Below are 16,573 nucleotides of genomic sequence, written 5' to 3' on the forward strand. Positions count from 1 at the left end.
GAGCATGGCACACCCCAAACCCGCAAGCACCCCCAACACGACCCCCACCAGGGGGCCTGATTGCCGCAACCTGATTTTGGTGCTGGGAGACCAACTGGGCTGGGACAACCCGGCGCTGGATGGATTTGACCCGGAAAAAGACCGGCTGCTGCTGATCGAGGCCGACAGCGAGGCCACGGAAGTATGGAACCACCAGGCCCGTATTGCGCTATTTTTGTCGGGCATGCGGCACTTTGCCAACGAGGCACACCAACGCCGCTGGCCTTGTACCTACATGAAAGTGGACGACCTGAGCCTGCCCACCGACTTTTCCGGGCGACTGGCCCACGCGCTGAAAAGCCACACCCCCAAAGCACTGGTGGTGATGGAAGCCGGGGCTTGGCGCATGGAAAAGCTGATCGAAGAGTCCGCTCAACTTGCCCAAGTGCTGTTGCGCTGGGTGGGCGACACCCACTCTTTATGCAGCCGCGCCGAATTTGCCAAGTGGGCAGGTGACAAAAAAGAGCTGCGCCTTGAATTTTTTTACCGCGAGATGCGAAAACGCCACGGCATCTTGATGGAAGGCAAAACGCCCATTGGGGGCCAGTGGAACTTCGACGCCGAGAACCGCAAAGGCTTTGGTGCCAAAGGCCCGGGCGCCGTGCCCCCGCCGGCACGCTTTGCGCCCGACCACGTCACGCAAGACGTGATCGACATGGTGCGCGAACGCTACGCCCAACACCCCGGCACGCTCGACCATTTTGCCTGGCCCGTCACCCGCGAAGAGGCCCTGGTGGCGCTACAGCACTTCATCGACCAACGCCTAGAAAGTTTCGGGGTCTGGCAGGATGCCATGTGGACCACGCTGCCCTTTGGCTGGCACGCGCTGGTGGGCAGCAGCCTCAACCTGCATTTGCTCAACCCACGCGAGGTGATCGTGGCCGCCGAGCAGGCCTACCATGCCCGCGGTTTGCCACTGGCCAGTGTGGAAGGTTTCATTCGCCAGGTGCTGGGCTGGCGCGAATTCATTCGCGGTGTGTACTGGCTCGACATGCCACACATGGCCAACGCCAATTTCTACGGCCACACCCGCCCCTTGCCTGTTTGGTACTGGACGGGCAAAACCCACATGGCCTGCATGCAAGCCACCATCGGCCAGAGCCTGCAACACGGCTACGCACACCATATCCAGCGCCTCATGGTCACCGGGCAGTTTGCCGTGCTGGCCGGCCTGGCTCCGCAAGAGGTCAGCGCCTGGTACCGCGCCATGTATGTTGATGCCGTGGAATGGGTGGAAACGCCCAACACCCTGGGCATGGCGCTGCACGCCAACGGCGGGCGCTTTACCAGCAAGCCCTATGTGGCCAGCGGCCAATACATCAGCCGCATGAGCAATTACTGCAAAGGCTGCCGCTACCAGCCCGAAGTGCGCAGCGGCCCCACCGCCTGCCCCATGACCACGCTGTACTGGGATTTTCTGATCCGCCATGAAGAAGACTTTGCAGGCAACCCGCGCACGGCATTGATGGTCAAGCATGTGGCGAAGATGGGCGACGAAGACAAGGCACTGATCCGTCAGCAGGCGAAAGACTGCAGACAGGGACTGGACAGCGTTTAACAAGCACGCCCTCACTTGCGGCGGCTGATTTCCTTGAGCACATGCTGCTTAAATGCCAAGGCCAGTGGCGACAATTTCTTCGCAGCAGGATGGACAATGTGCCAAGTTGAGGGCAGGGGAAAGCCCACCACGTCAATGACGCTGACACCGTTTTCCTTTTGATGTCCATGCAAAGCGTTGAGCGAAACCACGCCCACACCCAAACCGCCAGCCACCGACTCCTTGATGGCTTCGTTGCTGCCCAGCTCCAGCCGAACGTCCGGGCGGAACTTCAACGTCTTGAAGAAATGATCCGCGGCCATGCGTGTGCCCGAACCCTTTTCCCGAAATATAAAACGACGTTGGGCCAACTCGTTCAAGGGCACAGCACGCCGTTTGGCCAGCGGGTCAGACGCAGGGGCAATCACCACAATTGGATTCGGCATAAAGGCTTCATCCCCGAGGTCCATGTCCGAGGGCGGCATGGACATGATGTAAAAGTCATCAAGGTTCTCACGCAAACGCTGCACCACGCCATCGCGGTTCAGGATTTCCAATGAAACATCGATCGCAGGATGCTTGTTGCAAAAGCTGCCGATCAAGTGCGGCATGAAATACTTAGCGGTGCTGACCACCGCCACCCGCAGTTTGCCGCGCGACAAGCCCTTGGCAGCGTCAACGTTTTGCTGGAAGGCGTCCCAGGCCTGGGCCATTGAGCGCGCCGTCACGGCCAGCTCTTTGCCCACATCGGTCAGGTAAATTTTTTTACCCACCAACTCATAGATCGGCAACCCGACCGACTGGCTGACCTCTTTGAGCTGCATGGACGCCGTGGGTTGTGTCACATGCATCGCTTTGGCCGCTGCACTCACGCTGCCTGTTTCGGCCAGAGCCAAAAAAAGTCGCAATTGCCGAAAGGTGACATTCATAGGTTTTTATCTATGCACAACTGTATAAGAATCGATTTTACAAGATGGATTGAAGTTTTTATGATTTCGGCAAAGAAAGCCCCTCCATGCAGAACCTCATCGATCCCGCGATTCTTTTTTTCATCTTTGGCGTTCTAGCCGGCACAGTCAAATCGAACCTGGAAATACCGACCGCCATCTCCCGCTTCTTGTCGTTGTACCTGTTGATGGCCCTGGGCCTGAAGGGCGGCTTCGCGCTGTCGCAGTCCGGCCTGACCGCCCAAGTCGGCGTTAGCCTAGCGGCGGCAATTGCGCTGGCGGTCACCATTCCTCTGATCGGTTACACCCTTTTGCGCCGCTTTGTCTCGAGCTTTGACGCTGCAGCGATTGCCGCAACCTATGGCTCAGTCAGCGCGGTGACCTTCGTCACCGCCGTGCAGTACCTTGAAAACCAGGGCGTTGCTTACGGTGGGCACATGGCCGCGGCGATGGCCCTAATGGAGTCGCCCGCCATCATCCTGGCGGTCGTGTTTGCCAATTCTTTGCGTCAAAAAGCTGCCTTGAATGAAGGGGTGAACGTGGGGGAGCAAGCCGGTGGCGCAGCCACCCTGGGAGGGCCACCCACCAAGACCCAGGGCTCTGTAGGTAAGATCCTGCACGAGTCCTTCACAGATGGCGCCCAGTTGCTGTTGCTGGGGGCCATGGTCATCGGCATGATCACTGGCGACACCGGCAAGGCCGCCATGCAACCGTTCTCCGGCGACCTGTTCAAGGGCATGCTTTCGTTTTTCCTGCTTGACATGGGCTTGATGGCCGCACGCAACCTGCCCCAGGTCAAAGGCAAGTCTCCTGTGTTGGTGGCTTATGCCGTGCTGGGGCCCATGGTCCATGCGAGCATCGCTTTGGGCCTTGCTTATCTGCTGCAGTTGACCGCTGGTGATGGTGCTTTGCTGATGGTGCTGGCGGCAAGTGCCTCTTACATTGCCGTGCCCGCTGTGCTTAGAAATGCGCTGCCCGAAGCCGCCCCCTCGCTCTACTTTGGCCTGAGTCTGGGACTGACTTTTCCGCTGAACATCGTGTTTGGCATTCCCGCCTACGTGTCACTGGCACAGGCGCTGTTAGCGTGAGTGGCGCATGACTGCATCCCACCCCACTTTCTACGCCGGACGTCAGGTGGCTTTCCTGACGCAACACGGCAAGCAGGACCTGGTGCGAGGATCACTCGAAACGGCGCTGAGATGCCAGCTGGTGCACACCGACGGTTTTGACACCGACCAATTGGGGGCCTTTACGCGTGAACAAGCCAGGCCCGGCTCCCAAATCGAGGCCGCACGCAAAAAGGCCGAGCTCGGCATGGCGCTGACTGGGGCCCACCTCGGCCTGGCGAGTGAAGGCTCTTTTGGAACCGACCCCTTCGGAGCCTTCATTCCCTGGAACACCGAGGTGGTGCTTTGGGTTGATCAAGTGGCGGGCATTGAGGTGACCGGTTTTGCCCACGGACCCGCCCAAAGCCTGCACCGAACGGTGCGAACAACAAAAGAGCTGCAACGCTTTGCCGCCGATGCACGCTTTCCCGAACACCATCTTGTGCTGCGGCCCGGACACCAGAACCATCCGGATGTTTTCAAGAACCTGAGCGATGCAGCGGCGCTGGAACGCGCCTTCCATCTGGCCCGCCAGCAAACTCCAAGCGGTGAGGTATTTGCCGAGAATGATCTGCGGGCCTTTGCCAATCCCACACGGCAGAAAATGATCATCAAGGCAACCGAGGAACTGATCCAAAAACTGCGTTCGGAATGCCCAAGTTGTGACACGCCGGGCTTCTGGTTAAGTCAGCAAATCCCTGGTCTGCCCTGCCGTGGCTGCGGCAGCTTGACCCGATTGCCCAAAGCAGAAATCTGGGGCTGCAAAAAATGCGCCCACGAAGAGCAACGGAAAGTCCACACCCAGTCCTGGGCCGATCCCGCCCGGTGTGATTCCTGCAACCCTTAAAGCAGAAGGTGGTGAACGTGCCAGCGGGCGCTCAAACCGACCGCATCAAGCCGCCATCGATGCGTATGTTTTGACCGGTGATGTAAGCCGCAGCGTCTGAGGCCAAAAAGGCGATGGTCGCAGCCACTTCTTCGCTGGTGCCATAGCGCTGCATGGGCACGCTCTCACGGCGCTCTTCTTTGGCAGGCAAGCTGTCGATCCAGCCCGGCAGCACATTGTTCATGCGCACGTTGTGCGTGGCGTGTTCGTCGGCAAACAACTTGGTGAAAGCGGCCAGCCCGGCGCGAAACACCGCCGATGTCGGAAACATGGGGCTGGGCTCGACCACCCAAGCACTGGAAATGTTGACGATGGCGCCCGCATTTTGCTGAACCATGATGGGTGCCACCACGCGTGCAACGCGCACCACGTTCATCAAATACATGTCCATACCCAGGTGCCACTGTGCATCGGTGAGTTCCAGCACCGGGCCTTTAGGGCCATGACCTGCACTGTTGACCAGCACATCGATTCGGCCCCAGCGCGCCATGACCAAATCTGTCAGTTTCTGGATGTCTTCAACCGACTGGTTCGAGCCGGTCATGCCGATACCGCCAAGCTCGTTGCCAAGGGCCTCGCCTTTGCCGGAAGAAGACAGCACGGCCAACTGATAGCCGTCCTGCGCCAGTTTGCGCGCCGCTGCAGCACCCATGCCACTGCCGCCACCCATCACCATCGCTACTTTCGTTGTCATGTGCTTGTCCTTTGCCTTCTTTTGCTGTTTGCTCACCATTTACCAAAGAGCCATTTCAGCCAGTCCGCCTGGCATCACCGTTTTGCTGGCGCCTGCCGGGCAGACCCTGTCCATCGGCCATACACCCGGCCCGCCCACTGCCCCAGGTCGTCCAGATAAGTGAACACCACCGGAATCACCAGCAAGCTCAGCACCGTGCTGGTGAGCAAACCACCAATCACGGCAATTGCCATGGGTGAGCGAAAGCTCGTGTCTGCGGCGCCCCAACCCACGGCAATGGGCAGCATGCCTGCGCCCATGGCGATGGTGGTCATCACGATGGGTCGGGCGCGCTTGTGGCAGGCATCCAGCATGGCATCCCAGCGGCTCATGCCGGGCACAGCGGGGTGTTCGCCTTCAGCGGGTTTGCCGCGCCGCGCTTCGATGGCGTATTCGACCAACAAAATCGAATTTTTGGTGGCGATGCCCATGAGCATGATCAGGCCGATGAGCGAGGGCATGGAAAAGCTTTTTTGCGCGATCAGCAAGCCCACAAACGCGCCGCCCAGCGACAAGGGCAGCGCCGCCAGAATGGTGACGGGGTGCAAGAAGCCCTTGAACAGCAGCACCAGCACGATGTAGATGCACAGCACGCCAACCATCATGGCCAAACCAAAGCTGGCAAAGAGTTCGCCCATGACTTCGGCATCGCCCACTTCAACCACTTTCACCCCCGGCGGCAGGCTTTGCAGCGCAGGCAGTTTTTGCACCGCTTGCGTCACGTCGCCCAAAGGCATGCCCGACAACTCGATCTCGAAGTTGATGTTGCGCTGGCGGTCGTAACGGTCGATCACGGCCGGCCCGCCTGCCACCTCAATGCTGGCCACCTGGCCCAGCATGACAGGGCCACGGCTACCGGGCACCATCAGGCGCTCCAGCGTGGCGAGGTCCTTGCGCGCCTCGTCGTCCAGCTTGACGACGATGGGCACCTGACGCTGCGACAAGTTCAGCTTGGGCAGGGCAGCGTCGTAGTCGCCCAGCGTGGCCACGCGCAAGGTGTCGCTGATGGCCGCGCTGGTCACGCCCAGGTCCGCTGCTTTGGCAAAGTCGGGGCGCACCGCAATTTCGGGGCGCACCAGGCTGGCGGTCGAGGCGATCGAGCCCAGGCCGCTGATGGTGCGCAAGTCACGCTCAACCGACATGGCTGCAGTTTGCAGGGCCTGCGCGTCTTCGCCCGTGAGCACCAGAATGTATTTTTCACCCGAGCCGCCCAGGCCCACCTTGCTGCGCACACCCGGCAGCTGCTGCAAGGCGGTGCGGATTTTGTTTTCAATGTCCTGCTTGCGCGGGCGGGTGCCGCGCTCTGTCAGCTGAATGGTCAGGGTGGCTTTGCGCACCTCGGCCGCGCCACCCCCGGCAAAGGGGTCGGCGCCTGCACTGCCCCCACCGATGGTGGTGTAGACACTTTGCACGTGCTGCACCTGCGCCAGCAAAGTGCGGGCCTGTTCGGCGCTGGCCTGGGTTTGCGCCAAAGTAGCGCCTGGGGGCAACTCCACATAAACCTGGGTCTGCGAGTTGTCATCGGGCGGGATAAAGCCCTTGGGCAGCAAAGGCACCAGCATGATGGAGCCGATGAAAAACAGCGTGGCCATGACCATCGTGGCCAGCCGATGCTTCATGCACCAAGTGGCCCAGACCATGTAGCGAGTCAGCCAGCCCGGCTCGTGCGCGGCAGTCACAATGGGCTTGAGGATGTAGGCCGCCATCATGGGCGTGAGCACACGGGCCACCACCAGCGAGGCAAACACCGCCAGCGATGCTGTCCAGCCAAACTGCTTGAAGAACTTGCCAGGAATACCAGCCATAAAAGCCGTGGGCAAAAACACCGCGATCAGGGTGAACGTGGTAGCGATCACGGCCAGCCCGATCTCGTCGGCGGCTTCCATGGCAGCCTGGTACGGCGACTTGCCCATGCGCAAATGGCGCACGATGTTTTCCACCTCGACAATCGCGTCATCGACCAGCACGCCAATCACCAAAGACAGCGCCAGCAAGGTCACCACGTTGATCGAAAAGCCCAGGTAAGCCATGCCAATGAAGGCCGGAATGACCGACAGCGGCAAAGCCACAGCCGACACGAACGTGGCGCGCCAGTCGCGCAAAAACAGCCACACCACCAGCACGGCCAAGAGGGCCCCTTCGTACAGCAGCACCAAAGAGCCTTTGTATTCCTCTTCCACCGGGGTCACAAAATCAAAAGCCTCGGTGATCTCGATGTCGGGGTTTTGTGCCTTGAAGTCGGCCAACGCTTGGCGCACCAGATGGCCCACGGCCACTTCGCTTTCGCCCTTGCTGCGTACCACCTCAAAACCCACCACCGGTGTGCCGTTCAAGCTGGCCGCCGAGCGCGCGTCGGCCAGCGTGTCGCTGACAGTGGCCACCTGGTCCAGGCGAACACGCCCACCACGCGATGTGGCCAGCTCGATCTGGCCGACTTCTTGCGCCGTCTTGACAGTGGCCATGGTGCGCACCGGCTGCTCGCCCGCGCCCAAATCCATGCGCCCACCCGAGCCTTCTTGCTGCACCTGCTTGAGTTGCCGCGACACCTCGGCCGCCGTGATGCCCAGTGACTGCAGGCGGTTCACGTCCAGCGCGATGCGCACCTCACGGGTCACGCCACCCACGCGGTTGACGGCGCCCACGCCGCGCAGCGACAAGAGCTTGCGCGTGATGTCGTTGTCGACCCGCCAGGACAGTGCTTCGTCGTCCATGCGGCCAGAGCGCACGGTGTAGGCCAGCACAGGCGTGCCCGCCAGGTTGAGCTTTTGCACAATCGGATCGCGCAAGTCACTGGGCAAGTCGGCGCGGACGCCCTGGATGGCCGAGCGCACATCGTCGACGGCTTCCTGCACTGGCTTTTCCATGCGGAACTCGGCCGTGATTGAGACAGAGCCATCTTGCACTTTGGTGGTGATGTGCTTCAGGCCTTGCAGCGGCGCCAGCGCATTTTCCAGCTTGCGGGCCACATCGGTTTCGAGCTGCGAGGGCGCTGCGCCCGGCAAGCTGGCATTGACCGTGATGGTGGGCAAGTCCAGGTCAGGGAAGTTTTGCACCTTCATGCTGCCGAAGGCGATCAGTCCCGCCACCGACAGCAGCACAAACAGCATGACCGCCGGAATCGGGTTGCGGATCGACCAAGAAGAGACGTTGAGCATGGCGTCCCTTTTATTTGGCGACAGCGGCGGGGGCTGCTGCATCGACCACGCGCACAGTGTCGCCATGGTTCAAAAATGCACCGCCACTGGCCACCACGCGCGCATCGGATTTGAGACCGCTGAGCACCTCCACACGGTCACCGCTTTGGCGTCCGGTTTGAACCTTGATTTGGCTGACCTTCTGATCTGCCCCCAGCGTGTACACATAACTGAAACCATCGCGCACCACCACCGCCGTTTGCGGCACGGTCAATGCCGGGCTTTGCCCCAGGGTGATTTCGCCTTTGGCAAACATGCCCGCCCGGGCACTGCCGGTTTGCGCGGGCAAATCCACGTACACCAAGGCGTTGCGGGTTTGCGCATCGACCGAGGGGGCCACCATGCGCACCTTGCCTTGCAACTGCTGACCGCTGGCGGCCACGACCTGCACAGGCGCACCCAGGTTGATGCGACCGATTTCAGCAGCCGTCACTTCAGCCCGCCACTCGATGCGACCTTGCCGGATCAGCCTGAACAATTCGGTGCCCACGCCCACCACGCTGCCCACGGTGGCCTGGCGTGAAGAGATCACGCCCGCATCGGGCGCGCGCACCTGGGTTTGTGACAAGCGCAGGTTTTGCAATTGCACCAAAGCACGCCCCGATTGCACGCGTGCCAGCGCCGAAGCTTCAGCGGCCAAGGCTTGACTCAGTTGTGCAGGGCTGAAAAAGCCTTGCTGCTGCAAGCTGCGGGCACGGTCAGCCTGGACTTTGGCTTCTTGCGCGCTGGCAGAAGCTTCGGCCAGGCTGGCATCGGCCTGCGCCAACTCAGCACGCAAGGTATCGGCCTGCAAGGTGGCCAGCACATCGCCCTTTTGCACACGGTCGCCCACGTTCACACGCACCTCGGTGACCTTCAGACCATTGGCTTCGGCGCCAATCACGGCTTCTTGCCAAGCGGCCAGGTTGCCATTGGCGCTGATTTTTTGGGGCAGGTTGCCCGTCTGGGGTTGCGCCACGGTCACTGTCAAGGAAGGCTTTGCAGGGGCTGGCAACTTGCCGTCTTCAGCGGCCCAGCCCGTACTGATGAAACCCGCGAAAACCCATACCCCCGCCCCAATCCATGCACCGCTTTTTTTCATGACGCTTTCTCTTTTATGAACACCCTGTCAGCAAGCAAGGAGTTTAGCGGGAAGGTTTTTCCAGCGGTTTCAGAAGGAAAAGTTTTGCATGCCTTGTCAAGCAGCCCTGCTGCACAGGCGCCGTCACAAGCGCAATGGTCGCGGGGGCCTGCTAGCCCATCACCACGCGCCACAAGGCCAGCACCGCTTCGCGCTCACTGGCCAAGTCCTTCAAGGGCACGTCTGTGGGCTCTTCGTTCAAGCGCGCCCGATGCTGCACCCGGCGCATCTCCCGGTAAGCATTGGCGGCCGACTCGCCCACCCCTTTGGGCAACAATCCGGCCTTTTCTGCTCGCAGCAGCAAGGCAATGTTGCCCACGTTGTCCGCCAACTCGGTGTGCGCGGCGGTGTGCAGCAGCACCAAATACTGCACGGCAAATTCGGCATCGACCATGGCGCCGGGGCTGTGCTTGACGTCAAAGCGGTCCGCCTTGACCGGGTGGCCCTGGCGTACCCGTTCGCGCATGGCCACAATTTCGGCCTTGAGGCTGGCGGCATCGCGGGGGGCACTGATGACGGCGTAGCGGACGGCATCAAAACGCGGCGCCAAAGAGGGCAGGCCCATGACAAATCGGGCGCGTGTCATGGCCTGGTGTTCCCAGGTCCAGGCGGTATTGCTGCCACGCTGCTGCTGGTAGTCGGCATAGGCCTCAAAGCGGGTGACCAACAAGCCCGAGTTGCCGTTGGGGCGCAAGGCCGTGTCAATTTCGTACAAATCGCCATCCGCTGTTTTGACAGTCATCCAGTTGATGAGCTTTCGAACATAGCCGGCATAAATTTCTTGTGCCCGTTCATCGGCATCCTCATAGACAAAAACGATGTCCAGGTCACTGCCATAACCCAGCTCTTTGCCGCCCAACTTACCGTAGCCAATGATGGCAATGGCTGGTTCTTCACGGTGGCGGATTTTCAGGCGGCTCCAGCACCAGCGGGCGGTCACGCGCAGCACAGCATCGGCCAGGGCACTCAGGTCATCGGCCACTTGCTCTACCGTGAGCACGCCCTCGACGTCACGAGCCAGCGTGCGGAACTGCTCGGCGTGGTGGGCTCGGCGAAGCAGATTAAGCAGGCTTTCCTCGTCATCTTCGCCCGTGCGCCTGAGGGCCTCAAGCCGCGCTTGCAACTCCTCCTCGAATTCTGCGGCGTCAAACCGGCTGTCGAACAGATTGCCACCGGCCAACTCATCGATCACGCCGGGGTGTTGCAGCAAATAACGCGCAGGCCACTTGGCAGCGCCCAGCAGGCGCAACAAGCGCTCATGCACCGAAGGCCGCTCCAGCATGAGCGCCAGGTAACTTTCCCGGCGAAGCAAGGGCTCGATCCAGTCGACCATGCGCAGCACCGCCTCTTCGCCGATGCGCCCCTCTTCCAGCCAATGGGCCGTGCGTTGCAACAAGCGCATCAGGCGTCCACGGGCATCATCGCGCAGCGCTTGGACCCGAAGGTTGCCCGGCCATTCGGCCAGGCGTTCGCCGATACGGCCTGTAAAGACAGCAGCAATGCCATCCAGATCGGTCGATTCCCGTTGCCCGTTTTTACCGTTGCAGCCTTTGCATTCCCGGTCGCCGCCCAGCAAGGTGTCGAACTCCTGTGCCACCACTTCCCGGTGCGCATCCAGGTCTGTCAGAAATGCACCCGCATGGGGATAACCCAAGGTCTGTGCGATCCACTTGAGGTCGTCGTCCCGGGTGGGCAGCACATGGGTTTGCTGGTCGTCCAGGTACTGGATACGGTGTTCCACCTGACGCAAAAAAACATAGGCCGCGCTCAGCGCATGGGCTGTGACCTGGGGCATGAGCCCCGCTTTGGCGACACGCTGCAAGGCGTTCAGGGTGGGGCGGGTGCGCAGCTCGGGGAATTGCCCGCCACGAACCACCTGCAACAGCTGAACGGTGAATTCGATCTCGCGAATGCCGCCACGCGACAGCTTGACATCATTGGCGCGCTCGGGTCGGCCCGCACTCCGCTTGGCCGCGTGTTCGCGAATTTGCTGATGCAACGTGCGCAACGACTCGAACACGTTGTAGTCGAGGTAGCGGCGAAACACAAAGGGCAAAACCACCCCGCGCATGGCCTGGGCAGAGCCATTGACCACCGCACTGCGGGGCGCGACCACCCGGCTTTTCATCCACGCAAAACGCTCCCACTCTCGGCCCTGCACCAGCAAATACTCCTCCAGAGCATCCAGCGAGACCACGCTGGGGCCAGAGTTACCGTTTGGCCTGAGGGCCAGATCCACCCGAAAAACAAAGCCGTGGTCCGTGGTCTCACCAATCAAGGCGTACATGCGCTTGACGGCGCGGGTGAAGTACTCCTGGCACGACACCTTGTTGCGGCCTTCGCTGTTGCCGAGCGTTTCCCCGTCTTCGTCGTACACATAAATCAGGTCAATGTCACTGGACACATTCAGCTCACGGGCGCCCAGCTTGCCCATGCCGAGGATCCACATTTCAGCGCGCTGGCCATTGGCCTTGGTGGGCGCACCATGCAGGACATCCAGATCGGACATGACCTGCTGCCAGGCGATGTTGAGGGCGACTTCGGCCAACCAGGTCATGCCTTGCATCACCACGTCCAGTGAGGCCTGCCGGGTGCAGTCCAGCTGGGCCAGACGCTCCAGTGTGAGCTGGCGCAACACCCGCAAGGCCGCACCTGTGTCCAGGCCCGTCGCCTGCAAGGCCACATAGGCCGCGTTCAGGCTGTTTCGAGTTGGGGGGCCAGGTGGCAGCAAGTGCAGCACATCGGCATAACGCCGGTGCAATCGCTGGACAAAGCGGGAATACAGGGGCAAATCAGCTGGGCTGGCATGATGTGCGGCCGGTGGCTCATTCATGGGCTGGCTGCGGGTCATAATTCCTGCTGACTTTCTGATTCAAATGTTTGTGCCGTCTTTGCCCACTTTTCCCCGCCTGAGCCTTTTGCTGTCCCGCCTTGTGCGGTTCCTGGCATGGGTTTTACTTGTGCTGGGCTTTTTACTGGGTCTAGCCTGGGGAGCGTTGCATTTTTGGATTGTGCCGCGAATCGGTGACCACCGCCCGACCCTGGAACGCTTGGCCCAAAAAACCATCGGGGTACCGGTGCGCATCGGCCAGATTTCTGGCGAATCAACCGGGTGGGCGCCCTCGTTTGAGCTGCGCGACATCGCTTTGCTCGATGCCGAAGGACGCACCGCACTGCGCCTGCCCAAGGTCATGATCGCCATCAGTGTGCGGTCGGTGTTGGATCTCAAGCTGGAACAGCTGGTGCTGGATGCGCCCGAACTGGACATCCGACTGACCGCTGCAGGCGCCTGGCAAATAGCGGGGCTTGACTGGACGCAAAGCCAGAGCAGAGACAACGCGGCCGCAGACTGGCTGTTTGCACAGCGCGAAGTGATCGTGCGCGGGGGCACCGTGCGCTGGACCAACGAACACCCGCAAAACACCCAACTAAAAGACCTGTTGCCGCCCCTTTCTGCGGCCACACCGCCGCAAGCGGCAGATTTGCCGGTGGCCCCCGTGACATTGGCCTTGCGCGAGGTCGACCTGGTGCTGCGCAACTCGGCCAGACACCACGATGTGCGCCTGGATGCCACACCGCCCGAGGACTGGGGCACCCGTTTCGTCGGCGTGGGGCGTTTCAAGCGAGGCCTGCTGTCGATGCAGCCGAGCAAGTGGGCCGACTGGACTGGCCAGGTCTATGCCTATTTCCCTCAAGTCGATGTTGCACAACTGGGCCGGCATGTGCCCCTGGACGCCAACATCGCGGCCGGACAAGGCAGCTTGCGCATGTGGGGTGACGTCACCCAAGGGCAGTGGGCTGGTGGCGTCGCCGATGTGAACCTGACCTGGCTGAGCACCACCTGGCGCGCTGATGCCAACCCCTTGGTTTTTGCACATCTGTCGGGTCGTTTGGGTGCGCGGCTGGACCCCCTTGGGTTTGAGGTTTCGACCCAAAACCTGGCATTCGAAAGTGCACAAGGCCTGGCCTGGCCTGGCGGCAACCTTTCTTTGGCATACACCTACCCTGAAGGAAAAAACACGGCACGCGGCCACCTTCAGGCCGATCACCTGGATTTGTTGGCCCTGCGCGAAATGGGGCTGCGCGCGCCATTGCCCGAGGCCTGGCGACAAGGCTTGCAGCAACAAGAAGTCCGCGGTCAAGTGGATGCTTTGCAATGGCGTTGGCAAGGTGATTGGCATTCACCCGACAAATACGACACCCAACTCACCCTGCAAGAGCTGACCCTGGAGACAGCAAGCGGACCTGCCAACCGCACAGGCATTCGCTGGCCCGGTGTTCAGGGTGCACGGGCAAAGCTGGTCATGAACCAGGATGGCGGACAAGTTGAGATGGACATCGGCAATGGCGGAGCCGTTTTATTGCCTGGCATTTTGGAAGATGCTGAAGTGCGTGTTCAGTCATTGCATGCCGAAGCCACTTTTAAAAGAGAGGCCTCGGCATGGCACCTGCCTGCTTGGAAGCTCAAGCTGACCAACCCCGATTTGCAGGGTGAGTGGCAAGGCCAGTGGCATCCCTCTGCGAACGGCAGCGGCCCAGGCATGCTGGATCTGCAAGGTCAGATCAAGCAACTCGATGCATCGCGTGCCCACCGCTACCTGCCCCTGACGCTGCCCGCCAACGTGCGCCAATATGTGCGTGATGCAGTGGTCAAAGGGACCTATTCCGATGTGCAGGTCAAGGTCAAGGGTGATTTGGCGCGATGGCCTTTTGCCAGCCCCAAAGATGGTGAACTTCGATTTTCTGGTCAAGTTCGCGACCTTGAATTGGATTATTTACCGCAAACCATGCTACCGCCCAAAAGCTTGCCATGGCCCCGCCTGCACGCGTTGACAGGCCGACTGGTCTTTGACCGCGTAGGCATGAAGCTGAGCGATGCCTCTGCGCGCACCACGGATGCCCGCACAGGTTTGAGCCTGACGGCGGGCCTGGCTGAGATCGCCGACATGGCCGCGCCCCTGTTGAATGTGTCTGCCGAAATCAAAGGCCCTGCAGCCCAGGTGCTCGCACTGGTGCAAAAGTCACCGCTCGATGCGCTGCTGTCCGGCGCGTTGCGCGAAACCCAAGCCACAGGCGCGCTGCAAACTCGTTTCAAATTGGCCCTGCCCCTGCGCACCCCTCAAAGCCCCAAATTGCAAGGCTCGGTGGTGTTGGCCGGCAACGATGTGCGCATGACCCCATCTGCCCCCCTGCTGGAAAAATTGCAGGGAACGGTCCAGTTCACCGAGTCCGGTTTCACACTCAATGGGGCCCAAGGCCGCCTGCTGGGTGGGACGGTTCGCATAGAAGGCGGCATGCAGACATCGCCAAGTTCAGCGGCCATCGAAAGCGGGCTAAAGCTTCGCGCACAAGGCCAGGTCACTGCCGAGGCGCTGCGCATGGCCAAAGAATTGGCGCCTCTGCATGAGTGGGCTCAACATGCCAGTGGCGCCACCAATTACAGCGCGCAACTGGGTTGGCGATATGGCCAGCCCGAGCTGTCGGTGCAAAGCCAACTGGAGGGATTGGCACTGAAGTTGCCCACCCCCCTTGGCAAATCTGCAGAAACCAGCACACCCCTGACATTCAGGACCCGCGTGCAAAATGCCGGTGGCCTGTTGCGCGATCAGCTGCAGTTTGAATGGGGAAACATAGCGTCCGCCAACTATGTGCGCGATTTATCCGGCCCCGAGCCGGTTGTTTTGCGTGGCAGCCTGAGCTTGGGCTTGCCCAGCAGGCAAGCGCCCGCTTTGCCCGCCTCGGGCGTGTCAGCAGCCATCGCACTGGACACTTTGGCTTTAGAAGACTGGCAAGCCCTTTTTCCCGCCAACCTGCTCTCGGGCACTGACACGCCTTCCCCTGGCCTGCCAGCCTGGTCCAGCTATTTGCCCTCGCGCATCGGCCTGCAAGCCAGCACCATCACGGCCGATGGGCGCACCTTGAATCAGGTGGTGGCCGGTGGCGTGCGTGAAGGGCAGGCCTGGAGGGTCAATGTGGATGCCCGCGAATTGAGTGGCCATGTGGTTTATCGATTGCCTGCCAAAGAGCAGTTGGGGCATCTGTATGCCCGGCTTTCACGCCTGAACCTGCCACCTTCCAGCGCAGCCGATGTGGAGGGCCTGCTTGAAGCGCCCCCAGCCAACCTGCCCGCACTGGACATCGTGGTGGAGCAACTCGAACTGCGCGGCAAAAAACTCGGCCGCATTGAAATTGAAGCCGTCAACACCGAACAACAAAAGACACGCCTCAAAACCGCACCCGAGTGGCAGCTGAACAAGTTCAACATCACCCTGCCTGAAGCCACTCTGCGCAGCACCGGTAGATGGCTGACAGCAGCCGATGGCGGCAGCCAGCGTAAAACAGAAATCAATTTCAAGCTAGATGTCACCGACGCAGGCGCCTTGCTCACGCGCCTGGACACACCCGATGCTTTGCGTGGGGGCTCCGGTCTGCTCGAAGGCACCATCAACTGGCGGGGGTCGCCATTGGCTTTGCACTACCCCAGCATGTCGGGGCAGTTCGGGGTAAAAATGGGGCGCGGCCAATTTCTCAAGGCCGATGCGGGTGCTGCCAAGCTGTTGGGGGTGCTGAGTTTGCAGGCCTTGCCGCGCCGCTTGCTGCTGGACTTTCGGGATGTGTTCTACGAAGGTTTTGTGTTTGACTCCGTGCGCGGTGATGTCGCCATCACGCAAGGCATCGCGAACACGCGAAACCTTCAGATCAAAGGCGTCAATGCCCTGGTGCAACTGGATGGCTCAGCCGATATTGCCCAGGAAACCCAAAAGCTTCGCGTGGTGATTTTGCCCGCACTCGACGCAGGAACAGCCTCTTTGGTTGCTGGCATCGCTGTCAATCCCGTGGTGGGTTTGACGGCATTTTTGGCGCAGCTCTTTTTACAAAACCCGTTGGTCAAAGCCAACACCCAGGAATTCCTGATCGACGGCAGCTGGGCCGAACCCCGGGTTACAAAAGTCAACAGCAGCAGCGACGGGCTCAACACCTCTGCGCCGGGCACCCCCAAGCCTTGAAACA

General features: G+C 60.9%; 9 protein-coding genes. 4 read left to right on the top strand and 5 right to left on the bottom strand.

Annotated features, from left to right (window positions below; all coding sequences use genetic code 11):
* Positions 1-4: 4 nt before the first annotated feature.
* Entirely contained in the window at positions 5-1,597 is a 1,593-nt protein-coding gene (locus B9Z45_RS05920) for a cryptochrome/photolyase family protein (RefSeq protein WP_108406304.1), read from the top strand.
* Between the two features lie 11 nt (positions 1,598-1,608).
* Here the strand turns inward: B9Z45_RS05920 and B9Z45_RS05925 are convergent, their stop codons facing one another.
* Positions 1,609-2,505, bottom strand: coding sequence for a LysR family transcriptional regulator (locus tag B9Z45_RS05925; RefSeq protein ID WP_108406305.1), 897 nt, complete (start codon positions 2,503-2,505; stop codon positions 1,609-1,611).
* 86 nt (positions 2,506-2,591) lie between these two features.
* Here B9Z45_RS05925 and B9Z45_RS05930 point away from each other — a divergent pair, with 86 nt between their 5' ends.
* Together B9Z45_RS05930 and B9Z45_RS05935 are read left to right on the top strand one after the other, a co-directional pair.
* Positions 2,592-3,611 carry a sodium-dependent bicarbonate transport family permease gene (locus B9Z45_RS05930; protein ID WP_108406306.1) on the top strand — a complete coding sequence of 340 codons (1,020 nt, stop codon included), beginning with the start codon at positions 2,592-2,594 and terminating at the stop codon, positions 3,609-3,611.
* Positions 3,612-3,618: 7 nt separating this feature from the next.
* Complete coding sequence (locus B9Z45_RS05935; RefSeq protein WP_108406307.1) at positions 3,619-4,476, top strand: DUF6671 family protein; 858 nt, start codon at positions 3,619-3,621, stop codon at positions 4,474-4,476.
* 31 nt (positions 4,477-4,507) lie between these two features.
* On the opposite strand, the gene B9Z45_RS05940 is transcribed toward B9Z45_RS05935, so the two are convergent.
* The 4 genes from B9Z45_RS05940 to glnE all read right to left on the bottom strand — a co-directional run bounded on the left by B9Z45_RS05940 (position 4,508) and on the right by glnE (position 12,395).
* Positions 4,508-5,209 (bottom strand): SDR family oxidoreductase, encoded by a 702-nt coding sequence (locus B9Z45_RS05940; protein ID WP_108406356.1) that lies wholly within the window; start codon positions 5,207-5,209, stop codon positions 4,508-4,510.
* A 74-nt stretch (positions 5,210-5,283) separates the two neighbouring features.
* Positions 5,284-8,403: an efflux RND transporter permease subunit gene (locus B9Z45_RS05945; protein ID WP_108406357.1), complete on the bottom strand. Its 3,120-nt coding sequence runs from the start codon at positions 8,401-8,403 to the stop codon at positions 5,284-5,286.
* Positions 8,404-8,413: 10 nt separating this feature from the next.
* Entirely contained in the window at positions 8,414-9,523 is a 1,110-nt protein-coding gene (locus tag B9Z45_RS05950) for an efflux RND transporter periplasmic adaptor subunit (RefSeq protein ID WP_108406308.1), read from the bottom strand.
* 151 nt (positions 9,524-9,674) lie between these two features.
* Positions 9,675-12,395: a bifunctional [glutamate--ammonia ligase]-adenylyl-L-tyrosine phosphorylase/[glutamate--ammonia-ligase] adenylyltransferase gene (glnE, locus tag B9Z45_RS05955; protein ID WP_233252091.1), complete on the bottom strand. Its 2,721-nt coding sequence runs from the start codon at positions 12,393-12,395 to the stop codon at positions 9,675-9,677.
* 217 nt (positions 12,396-12,612) lie between these two features.
* Here glnE and B9Z45_RS05960 point away from each other — a divergent pair, with 217 nt between their 5' ends.
* Positions 12,613-16,569: a YhdP family protein gene (locus B9Z45_RS05960; RefSeq protein ID WP_233252092.1), complete on the top strand. Its 3,957-nt coding sequence runs from the start codon at positions 12,613-12,615 to the stop codon at positions 16,567-16,569.
* The last annotated feature ends 4 nt before the right edge of the window (positions 16,570-16,573 follow it).

The sequence above is a fragment of the Limnohabitans sp. 2KL-17 genome, from assembly GCF_003063415.1.
Lineage (GTDB): Bacteria > Pseudomonadota > Gammaproteobacteria > Burkholderiales > Burkholderiaceae_C > Limnohabitans_A.

Excerpts from the sequence above, each read along its gene's own strand:
- B9Z45_RS05940 (WP_108406356.1), bottom strand. The coding sequence starts at position 5,209 with ATGACAACGAAAGTAGCGATGGTGATGGGTGGCGGCAGTGGCATGGGT.
- B9Z45_RS05930 (WP_108406306.1), top strand. The coding sequence starts at position 2,592 with ATGCAGAACCTCATCGATCCCGCGATTCTTTTTTTCATCTTTGGCGTT.
- B9Z45_RS05920 (WP_108406304.1), top strand. The coding sequence starts at position 5 with ATGGCACACCCCAAACCCGCAAGCACCCCCAACACGACCCCCACCAGG.
- glnE (WP_233252091.1), bottom strand. The coding sequence starts at position 12,395 with ATGAATGAGCCACCGGCCGCACATCATGCCAGCCCAGCTGATTTGCCC.
- B9Z45_RS05950 (WP_108406308.1), bottom strand. The coding sequence starts at position 9,523 with ATGAAAAAAAGCGGTGCATGGATTGGGGCGGGGGTATGGGTTTTCGCG.
- B9Z45_RS05935 (WP_108406307.1), top strand. The coding sequence starts at position 3,619 with ATGACTGCATCCCACCCCACTTTCTACGCCGGACGTCAGGTGGCTTTC.
- B9Z45_RS05925 (WP_108406305.1), bottom strand. The coding sequence starts at position 2,505 with ATGAATGTCACCTTTCGGCAATTGCGACTTTTTTTGGCTCTGGCCGAA.
- B9Z45_RS05945 (WP_108406357.1), bottom strand. The coding sequence starts at position 8,403 with ATGCTCAACGTCTCTTCTTGGTCGATCCGCAACCCGATTCCGGCGGTC.